12 protein-coding genes are annotated in these 12,492 nt (G+C 71.0%); all 12 read left to right on the forward strand.

Annotated elements, in window-relative coordinates:
• Nucleotides 1-47: 47 nt before the first annotated feature.
• The 12 genes from ACFQ9Z_RS27830 (at nt 48) to ACFQ9Z_RS27885 (ending at nt 12,429) form a co-directional block, all read left to right on the forward strand.
• Complete coding sequence (locus ACFQ9Z_RS27830) at nt 48-599, forward strand: hypothetical protein (RefSeq protein ID WP_365292946.1); 552 nt, start codon at nt 48-50, stop codon at nt 597-599.
• Nucleotides 600-725: 126 nt separating this feature from the next.
• Nucleotides 726-1,631 (forward strand): pyridoxal 5'-phosphate synthase lyase subunit PdxS, encoded by a 906-nt coding sequence (pdxS, locus tag ACFQ9Z_RS27835; protein WP_383024365.1) that lies wholly within the window; start codon nt 726-728, stop codon nt 1,629-1,631.
• A gap of 13 nt (nt 1,632-1,644) precedes the next feature.
• Nucleotides 1,645-2,250: a pyridoxal 5'-phosphate synthase glutaminase subunit PdxT gene (gene pdxT, locus ACFQ9Z_RS27840; protein ID WP_383024368.1), complete on the forward strand. Its 606-nt coding sequence runs from the start codon at nt 1,645-1,647 to the stop codon at nt 2,248-2,250.
• A 48-nt stretch (nt 2,251-2,298) separates the two neighbouring features.
• A complete protein-coding gene (locus tag ACFQ9Z_RS27845; protein WP_383024371.1) occupies nt 2,299-3,051 on the forward strand; it encodes a YebC/PmpR family DNA-binding transcriptional regulator in 753 nt (250 codons plus the stop codon).
• Between the two features lie 136 nt (nt 3,052-3,187).
• A complete protein-coding gene (gene ruvC / locus ACFQ9Z_RS27850) occupies nt 3,188-3,727 on the forward strand; it encodes a crossover junction endodeoxyribonuclease RuvC (protein WP_383024375.1) in 540 nt (179 codons plus the stop codon).
• The gene (ruvA, locus tag ACFQ9Z_RS27855; RefSeq protein ID WP_383024378.1) at nt 3,724-4,329 is read left to right on the forward strand and encodes a Holliday junction branch migration protein RuvA; all 606 of its coding nucleotides are present in this window, start codon (nt 3,724-3,726) and stop codon (nt 4,327-4,329) included. The genes ruvC and ruvA overlap by 4 nt, the downstream gene beginning before the upstream one ends.
• Nucleotides 4,330-4,357: 28 nt before the next feature.
• Complete coding sequence (gene ruvB / locus ACFQ9Z_RS27860; RefSeq protein WP_383024383.1) at nt 4,358-5,428, forward strand: Holliday junction branch migration DNA helicase RuvB; 1,071 nt, start codon at nt 4,358-4,360, stop codon at nt 5,426-5,428.
• Nucleotides 5,429-5,593: 165 nt separating this feature from the next.
• Nucleotides 5,594-6,100 carry a preprotein translocase subunit YajC gene (yajC, locus tag ACFQ9Z_RS27865; protein ID WP_383024387.1) on the forward strand — a complete coding sequence of 169 codons (507 nt, stop codon included), beginning with the start codon at nt 5,594-5,596 and terminating at the stop codon, nt 6,098-6,100.
• A 141-nt stretch (nt 6,101-6,241) separates the two neighbouring features.
• Nucleotides 6,242-8,017, forward strand: a complete 1,776-nt coding sequence (secD, locus tag ACFQ9Z_RS27870) for a protein translocase subunit SecD (RefSeq protein ID WP_383024390.1) — start codon at nt 6,242-6,244, stop codon at nt 8,015-8,017.
• 3 nt (nt 8,018-8,020) lie between these two features.
• Nucleotides 8,021-9,130, forward strand: coding sequence for a protein translocase subunit SecF (gene secF, locus ACFQ9Z_RS27875; protein ID WP_383024394.1), 1,110 nt, complete (start codon nt 8,021-8,023; stop codon nt 9,128-9,130).
• The gene (locus ACFQ9Z_RS27880) at nt 9,127-9,675 is read left to right on the forward strand and encodes an adenine phosphoribosyltransferase (RefSeq protein WP_383024397.1); all 549 of its coding nucleotides are present in this window, start codon (nt 9,127-9,129) and stop codon (nt 9,673-9,675) included. Before secF ends, ACFQ9Z_RS27880 begins: the two co-directional genes overlap by 4 nt.
• A 240-nt stretch (nt 9,676-9,915) precedes the next feature.
• Nucleotides 9,916-12,429, forward strand: coding sequence for a RelA/SpoT family protein (locus tag ACFQ9Z_RS27885; protein ID WP_383024401.1), 2,514 nt, complete (start codon nt 9,916-9,918; stop codon nt 12,427-12,429).
• Nucleotides 12,430-12,492 lie beyond the last annotated feature (63 nt).

Below are 12,492 nucleotides of genomic sequence, written 5' to 3' on the forward strand. Positions count from 1 at the left end.
ACCGGAGGGGGCGACGGCGCGCCGCGGCGTCCCGATAGCCTTCGCCCGTGACCGCAACCCTCACCTGGATCCTCGTCGCCCTCGTCGTGCTGATCGCCGTCGGCGTGTACCTGAGCTGGACCGCCGGGCGGCTGGACCGGCTGCACGTGCGCATGGACGCCGCACGCGCCGCGCTCGACGCCCAGTTGCTGCGGCGGGCCTCCGTGGCCCAGGAGCTGGCCACCTCGGGCGTACTGGACCCCGCGGCCTCGATCGTGCTCTACGAGGCCGCGCACGCCGCCCGGCAGGCGGAGGAGGACCAGCGGGAGGTCGCGGAGAGCGAGCTGAGCCAGGCCCTGCGCGCGGTGTTCGAGGACCCGCGGCAGGTCGAGGTCGTCCGGGACGCCCCGGGCGGCGAGGCGGCGGCCCACGAGCTGGCCGAGGCGGTGCGCCGCGTGCCCATGGCCCGCCGTTTCCACAACGACGCCGTGGGAGCCGCCCGCAGGCTCCGTGAGCACCGCAAGGTGCGCTGGTTCCGGCTGGCCGGCCACGCCCCCTTCCCGCTGGCCTTCGAGATGGACGACGAGCCGCCCGCGGCGCTGGTGGAACGAGCCGCCTGAACCGGGCGCCGGCGCCCGCCGCCGGACAAAAGGAGCCACCGGATCGCCATTGGCCCTTGCTGTGGACTGGTCGCCTCGCGTTTCCTCGTCGGTGCAGTCACTCTTTCCACACCAGTGAGGTCACCCGTGTCCACCACCGAGAACCAGGCTCCCGAGACCGGCACCGCCCGTGTGAAGCGCGGCATGGCCGAGCAGCTCAAGGGCGGCGTGATCATGGACGTCGTCACGCCGGAGCAGGCGAAGATCGCTGAGGACGCGGGCGCCGTCGCCGTCATGGCCCTGGAGCGGGTCCCGGCCGACATCCGCAAGGACGGCGGCGTGGCCCGTATGTCCGACCCGGACATGATCGAGGGCATCATCGACGCCGTCTCCATCCCGGTCATGGCCAAGTCCCGCATCGGCCACTTCGTCGAGGCCCAGGTCCTGCAGTCCCTCGGCGTCGACTACATCGACGAGTCCGAGGTCCTCACCCCGGCCGACGAGGTCAACCACTCCGACAAGTGGGCCTTCACCACCCCCTTCGTCTGCGGCGCCACCAACCTGGGCGAGGCCCTGCGCCGCATCGCCGAGGGCGCCGCGATGATCCGCTCCAAGGGCGAGGCCGGCACCGGCAACGTCGTCGAGGCCGTCCGCCACCTGCGCCAGATCAAGAACGAGATCGCCCGCCTGCGCGGCTACGACAACAACGAGCTGTACGCCGCCGCCAAGGAGCTGCGCGCCCCCTACGAGCTGGTCAAGGAGGTCGCCGAGCTGGGCAAGCTCCCGGTGGTCCTCTTCTCCGCCGGCGGTGTGGCCACCCCGGCCGACGCCGCGCTGATGCGCCAGCTCGGTGCCGAGGGCGTCTTCGTCGGCTCCGGCATCTTCAAGTCCGGCGACCCGGCCAAGCGCGCCGCCGCCATCGTGAAGGCCACCACCTTCTTCGACGACCCGAAGATCATCGCGGACGCGTCCCGCAACCTCGGCGAGGCCATGGTCGGCATCAACTGCGACACCCTGCCCGAGGCCGAGCGCTACGCCAACCGCGGCTGGTAAGGCAACGGAACACATGAACACCCCCGTCATTGGCGTCCTGGCCCTCCAGGGCGACGTACGGGAGCACCTCATCGCCCTGGCCGCGGCAGACGCCGTGGCCAGGCCGGTGCGGCGCCCCGAGGAACTCGCCGAGGTCGACGGCCTCGTGCTGCCCGGCGGCGAGTCCACCACCATCTCCAAGCTGGCCGTCCTGTTCGGAGTGATGGATCCCCTCCGCGCGCGCGTGCGAGACGGCATGCCCGTCTACGGCACCTGCGCCGGCATGATCATGCTCGCCGACAAGATCCTCGACCCGCGCTCGGGCCAGGAGACCATCGGCGGCATCGACATGATCGTGCGGCGCAACGCCTTCGGCCGGCAGAACGAGTCCTTCGAGGCAGCGGTCGACGTCCGGGGCGTCGCGGGCGATCCTGTGGAGGGCGTCTTCATCCGCGCCCCCTGGGTGGAGTCCGTGGGCGCCGGGGCCGAGGTGCTCGCCGAGCACGAAGGCCACATCGTCGCGGTCCGCCAGGGCAACGCGCTCGCCACGTCGTTCCACCCGGAGCTGACCGGCGACCACCGCGTGCACTCCCTGTTCGTCGACATGGTGCGCGCCAACCGGACACCGGAGTCCTTGTAGGATCTCTGGAGTCGTTGCAGAGATGGGTTACGCGAAGGAGACAGGCAGATGTCCGGCCACTCTAAATGGGCCACGACGAAGCACAAGAAGGCCGTGATCGACGCCAAGCGCGGCAAGCTCTTCGCGAAGCTGATCAAGAACATCGAGGTCGCGGCGCGCATGGGCGGCGTCGACCTCGAGGGCAACCCGACGCTCTACGACGCCGTCCAGAAGGCCAAGAAGCAGTCGGTCCCCAACAAGAACATCGACTCCGCCATCAAGCGCGGGGGCGGTCTCGAGGCCGGTGGCGCGGACTACGAGACGATCATGTACGAGGGCTACGGCCCCAACGGTGTCGCGGTGCTCATCGAGTGCCTCACCGACAACCGCAACCGCGCCGCCTCCGACGTCCGGGTCGCCATGACCCGCAACGGCGGCAGCATGGCGGACCCGGGCTCGGTGTCGTACATGTTCAGCCGCAAGGGCGTCGTCATCGTCCCCAAGGGCGAGCTGAGCGAGGACGACGTGCTCGGCGCCGTCCTGGACGCGGGCGCCGAGGAGGTCAACGACCTCGGCGAGACCTTCGAGGTCATCAGCGAGGCCACCGACCTGGTCGCGGTCCGCACCGCCCTCCAGGAGGCCGGCATCGACTACGACTCCGCGGACTCCAGCTTCGTCCCCTCCGTCCAGGTCGAACTGGACGAGGAGGGCGCCAAGAAGATCTTCAAGCTGATCGACGCGCTCGAGGACAGCGACGACGTGCAGAACGTCTTCGCCAACTTCGACGTCAGCGACGAGATCATGGAGAAGGTCGACGCGTAGCCCTGCCGCGGACTGAGCGGTTCGGCGGGCCGGTGGGACACGTCCACCGGCCCGCCGCCGTTGTCACAGGCAGCGGCTAGCCTGGCGGCATCCGTGGATCACCAGGCGTCCGCGGATGACCAGAGAGGGAGGGCGCGTGCGCGTACTGGGGGTGGACCCCGGCCTGACCCGGTGCGGTGTGGGTGTGGTCGAGGGGGTCGCGGGACGCCCGCTCACCATGCTCGGCGTCGGCGTCGTGAGGACGCCCGCGGACGCCGAACTGGGGCACCGGCTGGTCGCCGTCGAACAGGGCATCGAGGCCTGGCTGGACGAGCACCGGCCCGAGTTCGTCGCCGTGGAGCGGGTGTTCAGCCAGCACAACGTCCGTACGGTGATGGGCACCGCGCAGGCCAGCGCGGTCGCCATGCTGTGCGCCGCCCGCCGGGGCATCCCGGTCGCCCTGCACACCCCCAGCGAGGTCAAGGCCGCCGTCACCGGCAGCGGCCGCGCCGACAAGGCGCAGGTCGGCGCCATGGTCACCCGGCTGCTCAGACTCGCCGCGCCGCCCAGGCCGGCCGACGCCGCCGACGCCCTGGCGCTCGCCATCTGCCACATCTGGCGCGCCCCCGCGCAGAACCGACTCCAGCAGGCCGTGGCGCTGCACTCGGCCCACGCGACGAAAGGCCGTACGCCATGATCGCCTTCCTCAGCGGCACGGTCGCCGCGCTCGCCCCCGACGCGGCGGTGATCGAGGTGGGCGGCGTCGGCATGTCCGTGCAGTGCACGCCGAACACGCTCTCCACGCTCCGCCAGGGCCGGCCCGCCAAGCTGCACACCTCGCTGGTCGTCCGGGAGGACTCCCTGACGCTGTACGGCTTCGCCGACGACGACGAGCGCCAGGTCTTCGAGCTGCTCCAGACCGCCAGCGGGGTCGGACCGAGGCTCGCCCAGGCCATGCTCGCCGTCCACACGCCGGACGCTCTGCGCCGGGCCGTCGCCACCGCCGACGAGAAGGCCCTCACAGCCGTGCCCGGCATCGGCAAGAAGGGCGCCCAGAAGCTCCTGCTGGAGCTGAAGGACCGCCTCGGCGCGCCGGCCGGCGCCCCCGCGGTGGGCGCGCCCGTCACCCAGGGCTGGCGGGACCAGCTCCACGCGGCGCTGATCGGCCTCGGGTACGCCACCCGCGAGGCCGACGAGGCCGTCGCCGCCGTAACCCCCCAGGCCGAGGCCGAGGGCGGCACCCCGCAGGTGGGCCGGCTGCTCAAGGCGGCGCTGCAGACCCTGAACCGCGCCCGCTGACCGACCACACCACCCCGAGGCACGCCACATGAACTGGGACGACACGACCGACTCCGCCGCCCCCGAGCGGCTGGTGGGCTCCGCAGCCGACCGGGAGGACCAGGCCGTCGAGGCCGCCCTGCGCCCCAAGGACCTCGAGGAGTTCATCGGCCAGGAGAAGGTCCGCGAACAGCTGGACCTCGTCCTGCGCGCCGCACGCGCGCGCGGGGCCACCGCCGACCACGTGCTGCTCTCCGGAGCCCCCGGACTCGGCAAGACCACCCTGTCGATGATCATCGCGGCCGAGATGGGCGCCCCCATCCGCATCACCTCGGGCCCGGCCATCCAGCACGCCGGCGACCTCGCCGCGATCCTCTCCTCGCTCCAGGAGGGCGAGGTCCTCTTCCTCGACGAGATCCACCGCATGTCCCGGCCCGCCGAGGAGATGCTGTACATGGCGATGGAGGACTTCCGCGTCGACGTCATCGTCGGCAAGGGCCCCGGCGCCACCGCCATCCCCCTGGAACTGCCCCCCTTCACCCTGGTCGGCGCCACCACGCGCGCGGGCCTGCTGCCGCCCCCCTTGCGCGACCGCTTCGGCTTCACCGCGCACATGGAGTTCTACGAGCCGCGTGAGCTGGAGCGGGTCGTGCACCGCTCGGCCGGCCTGCTCGACGTAGAGATAGTGCCGGACGGCGCCGCCGAGATCGCCGGCCGCTCCCGCGGCACGCCCCGCATCGCCAACCGCCTGCTGCGCCGCGTCCGGGACTACGCGCAGGTCAAGGCGGACGGCGTGATCACCCGGGAGATCGCCGCGGCCGCCCTCGCCGTCTACGAAGTGGACGCGCGCGGCCTCGACCGCCTCGACCGGGCCGTCCTGGAGGCGCTGCTCAAGCTGTTCGGCGGCGGTCCGGTGGGCCTGTCCACGCTCGCCGTGGCGGTGGGGGAGGAGCGAGAGACGGTCGAGGAGGTCGCCGAGCCCTTCCTGGTCCGGGAGGGCCTGCTGGCCCGCACTCCGCGCGGCCGTGTCGGCACCCCGGCCGCCTGGGCGCACCTCGGTCTGACCCCGCCCCGCTCGGCCGGCGGGGGAACCGGACAACAGGACCTGTTCGGGGCGTGACGGCGAGGGCATTGGCCGGAGCAGGAACCCAGGTGCCATGCTGAGCGTTGTTCCATGCGCGCGGACTCGCTTAGACTCCGCCGATGCCGCCCTTGCGGGCGGCGCCGACCCACCCCCATCCAACAGGCCGCTCACCGCGCGGTCGCGCGAAGGAAACCCCGTCCCGTGAATACCTTGACCCTTCTCCCGTTCATTGTGCTCATCGCGGCCATGTTCCTGATGACGCGCTCGGCCAAGAAGAAGCAGCAGCAGGCCGCGAGCATGCGCAATGAGATGCAGCCCGGCTCCGGCGTTCGCACGATCGGGGGCATGTACGCGACGGTCAAGGAGGTCAGCGAGGACACCGTCCTCCTCGACGCCGGGCCGGGCGTCGAACTCCTCTTCGCCAAGAACGCGATCGGCGCCGTCCTCACCGACGACGAGTACAACCGGATCGTCCACGGCATCGAGCACGACCTCAAGTCCGACGCCGGCGTCGTCCCGGACGACGCCTCCTCCCTCACCGGGACCGGCGGGAGCGACGAGCCCGCCGCTGCCGCCGCCTCCGGCGACAAGACCGTCGACCTCGGCAAGAAGGACGCCGCCGAGGACGGGACCGGAGCCGCCGAGGTCGCCGAGGCCAAGACGGACGAAGAGCCGAAGAAGACCGACGGCGACTCCGAGGCGAAGTAGGCACCTCCCGGGGTGTGCGGCGCGGCCCGGCCGTGACCGGCGCACCCCGGGCGCCTCTGTTCGCCGCACGGAGCCCGACACCATGTCATGGCCGACCGGCGCCGACCTGGCGCGGCGCGGCCCGAGAGGGAGTACGAGAAGGTGGCAGCACCTAAGAGGGGCCGGAGCGCGAGCGCCCAGAGCAAGCCAGGGCGCTCGCTGGCCCTCATTTTGATCGCCATCGTGGCGCTCACCGGTGGGATGTTCGTCTCCGGGCACACGACACCGCGCCTCGGCATCGACCTCGCCGGTGGTACGAGCATCACGCTCAAGGCGAAGGCCGACCAGGGGTCCGCGATCAACGAGGCCAACATGAACACCGCGGTCGACATCATGAACCGCCGTGTCAACGGTCTGGGTGTCTCCGAGGCGGAGGTGCAGACCCAGGGGGCCGATCACATCATCGTGAACATCCCCAAGGGCACCAACTCCAAGGAGGCCCAGCAGCAGGTCGGCACCACCGCCAAGCTGTACTTCCGCCCGGTGCTCGCCAGCGAGCCCAGCGGCACCACCCCGGCGAGCCCCTCGCCGAGCGCGTCCTCCAGCGGCGGCGCCTCGCCGAGCCCGTCGAGCTCCGGCAAGGAGAAGGCGTCCTCGTCCTCCTCCGCCTCCCCGACGGCCTCCGCCACCTCGCAGGGCCGCGCGGTCACCGACGCCCTGAAGGCCGACCCCACGCCGTCGGGCTCGTCCTCCCCGAGCGCCTCGTCCGGCGCCAAGACCTCCGCCAGCCCGTCCGCCACGGCCTCCGCCAACCCGGACACCACCAAGCTGCAGGCCCAGTACGCGGCCCTGAACTGCGCCAAGCCCGCCGAGCGCGCCAACGCCGGCACCAACGCCAAGCCCGGCGACCCCACCGTGGCCTGCGGTGAGCGCGACAAGGTCTGGTACAAGTACCTGCTCGGCCCGGCCGGCGTGGACGGCACCGAGGTCAAGAAGGCCCAGGCGGTCTTCGACACCCAGGGCGGCTCCGGCTGGCAGGTCCAGATGACCTTCACCGGCACCGGTTCGAAGAAGTTCGCCGACATCACCGGCCAGCTCGCCAAGAACCAGACCCCGCAGAACGAGTTCGGCATCGTCCTCGACGGCGAGGTCGTCTCCAGCCCGTACGTCCAGACCGCCATCACCGGCGGCCAGGCGGAGATCTCCGGCAGCTTCACGCAGCAGGAGGCCCAGAACCTCGCCAACATGCTGTCCTACGGCGCGCTCCCGCTCTCCTTCAAGGAGGAGACCGTCACCACGGTGACCGCCGCGCTCGGCGGTGAGCAGCTCCGCGCCGGTCTGATCGCCGGTGCGATCGGCCTCGCGCTGGTCGTGATCTACCTGATCGCCTACTACCGCGGCCTGTCGCTCGTCGCCATGGCGTCCCTGCTGGTCTCCGCGATCCTCACCTACGTGATCATGTCGCTGCTCGGCCCGGCCATCGGCTTCGCGCTGAACCTGCCGGCCGTCTGCGGCGCCATCGTCGCCATCGGCATCACAGCGGACTCGTTCATCGTGTACTTCGAACGCATCCGGGACGAGATCCGCGAGGGCCGCTCGCTGCGCCCCGCCGTCGAGCGGGCCTGGCCACGCGCCCGGCGCACGATCCTCGTCTCCGACTTCGTGTCCTTCCTCGCCGCCGCCGTGCTGTTCATCGTGACCGTCGGCAAGGTGCAGGGCTTCGCGTTCACGCTCGGTCTGACCACCGTCCTCGACGTGGTCGTCGTCTTCCTCTTCACCAAGCCGCTGATGACGCTGCTCGCCCGCCGCAAGTTCTTCGCGGACGGCCACAAGTGGTCCGGCCTCGACCCGAAGAGCCTGGGTGCCAAGCCGCCGCTGCGCCGCACCCGCCGTCCCGCCGGTCCCGCCGCCGGCCCTGTCGACCCGAAGGAGGCGTGAGCGATGTCGAAACTCGGCAACCTCGGCGCTCGACTGCACCGCGGCGAGATCAGCTACGACTTCGTCGGCAAGCGCAAGATCTGGTACGGCATCTCCATCCTGATCACCATCACGGCCATCGTCGGCCTGGCGGTGCGCGGCCTGAACATGGGCATCGAGTTCCAGGGCGGCGCCGTCTTCACGACGCCGACCCACATGAGCACGACGGTGACCCAGGCGGAGGAGTTCGCGAGGAGCGCCTCCGGCCACGAGGCCGTCGTGCAGAAGCTCGGCAACGGCAGCCTGCGCATCCAGATCGCCGGCATCGACACCGACAAGTCCGACCAGATCAAGCAGACGCTGGCCCAGGACCTGAAGCTCAACCCCGAGAAGCTCGCCGCCGACCTGGTCGGCCCGAGCTGGGGCGAGCAGATCGCCAGCAAGGCCTGGCAGGGTCTGGCGATCTTCATGGTGCTCGTCGTGATCTACCTGGCCATCGCCTTCGAGTGGCGCATGGCCATCGCGGCCCTCGTCGCGCTGATCCACGACATCACCATCACGACCGGCATCTACGCCCTGGTCGGCTTCGAGGTCACGCCCGGTACGGTCATCGGTCTGCTGACGATCCTCGGCTACTCGCTCTACGACACGGTCGTCGTCTTCGACAGCCTCAAGGAGCAGACGAAGGACATCACGAAGCAGACCCGCTTCACCTACAGCGACATCGCCAACCAGTCGATCAACGGCACGCTGGTCCGCTCCATCAACACCACCGTGGTCGCGCTGCTGCCGGTGGCCGGCCTGCTGTTCATCGGCGGCGGCTTCCTCGGGGCGGGCACCCTGAACGACATCTCGCTGTCGCTGTTCGTCGGCCTCGCGGCCGGCGCGTACTCCTCGATCTTCATCGCCACCCCGCTCGTCGCCGACCTCAAGGAGAGGGAGCCGGCGATGAAGGCGCTGCGCAAGCGCGTCATGGCCAAGCGCGCGCAGGCCGCGGCCGGCGAGGACCTCGTGACGGCCCGGCCCGGCCCGGGCGACGGGCCCGAGGACGCGGCACACGCCGTGGTGGGCCCCCGCGACCAGACCGCGTCCCGCAACCGGGGCCGCGGCCGACCCTCCGGGAAGCGCCGATGACCGAGCTGACCGACATCACGTCGCTGCTGCTCAGCCGCATCCGGGACGTCGCCGACTACCCCGAGCCCGGCGTGATGTTCAAGGACATCACCCCGCTGCTCGCGGACCCCGAGGCGTTCTCCGCGCTGACCGGCGCACTGGCCCGGGTCGCCGCCGAGACCGGCGCGACCAAGATCGTCGGACTGGAGGCCCGGGGCTTCATCCTGGGCGCGCCGGTGGCCGTCCGCGCGGGCCTCGGCTTCATCCCGGTCCGCAAGGCGGGCAAGCTGCCGGGCGCGACCCTGCGCCAGGCGTACGACCTCGAGTACGGCTCGGCCGAGATCGAGGTGCACGCGGAGGACCTGGCGTCCGGCGACCGGGTGCTGATCGTCGACGACGTCCTGGCCACCGGCGGTACCGCCGAGGCCGCGATCCGGCTCATCCAGCGGGCGGGCGCCGAGGTCTCGGGGCTCGCGGTCCTCATGGAGCTGGGCTTCCTCGGCGGCCGGACCCGGCTGGAGCCGGCGCTCGGCGAGGCACCGCTGGCCGCGCTCCTGCGGATCTGACGCCTCCTCGTACGAAACGGCCGCCCCCGGTGTCCCGGGGGCGGCCGTTCGCCGTTCGGTCACCCGCCGCACACCCCGGTCCCGTCCCGCGTCCACATCGCGGAATCCCAGGGGAGTCCCTCGCGTTTCACGGGTAGACGGTCCTCACATCCGCCCGCAGGCGATGAGGAGGCGCAGGATCGCTACCATGGGGTCTCCGGAGCCTGACCGGGGGACCCGGAACGCGCACGAGGAGTCCTCTTGCCAGACGAGGCCCAGCCACTGACCGCCGCCAAGCCCGAGCCCGGCTCGGCCCCCGCGGCCAAGTCCGCGCGGAACGTGTCGTCCGCCAAGAACGACACCCGCGGGGCGGTCGAGCACGCCCAGTCCGCGCCCGTCGAGAAGGCAGCCGAGGTCGCCCGTCCCAAACCGGCCCCGCCCGTGCGCCCCGCCGCCGGCCAGCCCGCCCGCTCCGGCTCCTCCAACCGCGTCCGCGCCCGCCTCGCGCGTCTCGGCGTGCAGCGCGCGAACCCGTACAACCCGGTGCTGGAACCGCTGCTGCGGATAGTGCGCAGCAACGACCCCAAGATCGAGAACGCCACGCTCCGCCAGATCGAGCGCGCCTACCAGGTCGCCGAGCGCTGGCACCGGGGGCAGAAGCGCAAGAGCGGCGACCCGTACATCACGCACCCGCTCGCCGTCACCACCATCCTCGCCGAGCTGGGCATGGACCCGGCCACCCTGATGGCGGGGCTGCTGCACGACACCGTGGAGGACACCGAGTACGGCCTGGAGGACCTGCGCCGCGACTTCGGCGACGTGGTCGCCCTGCTCGTCGACGGCGTGACCAAGCTGGACAAGGTCAAGTTCGGCGAGGCCGCACAGGCCGAGACCGTGCGCAAGATGGTCGTGGCGATGGCGAAGGACCCGCGCGTCCTGGTCATCAAGCTCGCCGACCGCCTGCACAACATGCGCACCATGCGCTACCTCAAGCGTGAGAAGCAGGAGAAGAAGGCGCGCGAGACGCTCGAGATCTACGCCCCGCTGGCGCACCGGCTGGGCATGAACACCATCAAGTGGGAGCTGGAGGACCTCGCCTTCGCGATCCTCTACCCCAAGATGTACGACGAGATCGTGCGGCTGGTGGCCGAGCGGGCGCCCAAGCGCGACGAGTACCTCGCCATAGTGACCGACGAGGTCCAGTCCGACCTGCGCGCGGCCCGCATCAAGGCGACGGTCACCGGCCGCCCGAAGCACTACTACAGCGTCTACCAGAAGATGATCGTCCGCGGCCGTGACTTCGCGGAGATCTACGACCTGGTGGGAATCCGTGTGCTCGTCGACACGGTCCGGGACTGCTACGCGGCCCTGGGCACGGTGCACGCGCGATGGAACCCGGTGCCCGGCCGGTTCAAGGACTACATCGCGATGCCGAAGTTCAACATGTACCAGTCGCTGCACACGACGGTCATCGGACCCAACGGCAAGCCCGTCGAGCTGCAGATCCGCACGTTCGACATGCACCGGCGGGCCGAGTACGGCATCGCCGCGCACTGGAAGTACAAGCAGGAGGCCGTCGCCGGCGCCTCCAAGGTCCGCACGGACGTGCCCAAGGCCTCCGGCAAGGACAAGGACGCCATCAACGACATGGCGTGGCTGCGGCAGCTGCTGGACTGGCAGAAGGAGACCGAGGACCCCGGCGAGTTCCTGGAGTCGCTGCGCTTCGACCTCTCCCGCAACGAGGTCTTCGTCTTCACGCCGAAGGGCGACGTCATCGCGCTCCCGGCCGGGGCGACGCCGGTGGACTTCGCGTACGCCGTCCACACCGAGGTCGGCCACCGCACCATAGGAGCACGGGTCAACGGCAGGCTCGTACCGCTGGAGTCGACCCTGGACAACGGCGACCTTGTGGAGGTCTTCACCTCCAAGGCGGCCGGCGCCGGCCCGTCCCGCGACTGGCTCGGGTTCGTCAAGTCGCCGCGCGCCCGCAACAAGATCCGGGCATGGTTCTCCAAGGAGCGCCGGGACGAGGCGATCGAGCAGGGCAAGGACGCCATCGTGCGGGCCATGCGCAAGCAGAACCTGCCCATCCAGCGCATCCTCACCGGCGACTCGCTCGTCACGATGGCGCACGAGATGCGCTACTCGGACATCTCCGCGCTGTACGCGGCGATCGGCGAGGGCCACGTCTCCGCGCAGAACATCGTCCAGAAACTGGTGCAGGCCCTCGGCGGCGAGGAGGCCGCCACCGAGGAGATCGACGAGACGGTCCCGCCGGCCCGCGGCCGCGGCCGCAAGCGGCGCTCAAGCGCCGACCCGGGCGTCGTGGTCAAGGGCGTCGACGACGTGTGGGTCAAGCTGGCCCGCTGCTGCACGCCCGTGCCCGGCGACCCGATCATCGGCTTCGTCACGCGCGGCAGCGGCGTATCGGTCCACCGCACCGACTGCGTCAACGTGGAGTCACTGTCCCGCGAGCCGGAGCGCATCCTCGACGTCGAGTGGGCCCCCACCCAGTCCTCGGTCTTCCTGGTCGCCATCCAGGTGGAGGCGCTGGACCGCTCCCGGCTGCTGTCGGACGTCACACGGATCCTGTCCGACCAGCACGTCAACATCCTGTCCGCCGCCGTGCAGACGTCCCGCGACCGGGTGGCCACCTCCCGCTTCACCTTCGAGATGGGCGACCCCAAGCACCTGGGCCACGTCCTCAAGGCCGTGCGTGGTGTGGAGGGCGTGTACGACGTGTACCGCGTGACCTCGGCGCGCAGCCGCGCCTGACCGGAGGCCGAGCCGCACGCGAAAGGGCCCCATACGCCGGTATGGGGCCCTTTCGCGGGAGCG

The organism is Streptomyces sp. NPDC056580 (assembly GCF_042793175.1).
Lineage (GTDB): Bacteria > Actinomycetota > Actinomycetes > Streptomycetales > Streptomycetaceae > Streptomyces.

Bases quoted from the DNA above. Each gene is read 5' to 3' on its own strand.
- secF (WP_383024394.1), top strand. From the start codon at position 8,021: ATGTCGAAACTCGGCAACCTCGGCGCTCGACTGCACCGCGGCGAGATC.
- pdxT (WP_383024368.1), top strand. From the start codon at position 1,645: ATGAACACCCCCGTCATTGGCGTCCTGGCCCTCCAGGGCGACGTACGG.
- ruvA (WP_383024378.1), top strand. From the start codon at position 3,724: ATGATCGCCTTCCTCAGCGGCACGGTCGCCGCGCTCGCCCCCGACGCG.
- ACFQ9Z_RS27845 (WP_383024371.1), top strand. From the start codon at position 2,299: ATGTCCGGCCACTCTAAATGGGCCACGACGAAGCACAAGAAGGCCGTG.
- ACFQ9Z_RS27880 (WP_383024397.1), top strand. From the start codon at position 9,127: ATGACCGAGCTGACCGACATCACGTCGCTGCTGCTCAGCCGCATCCGG.
- ruvB (WP_383024383.1), top strand. From the start codon at position 4,358: ATGAACTGGGACGACACGACCGACTCCGCCGCCCCCGAGCGGCTGGTG.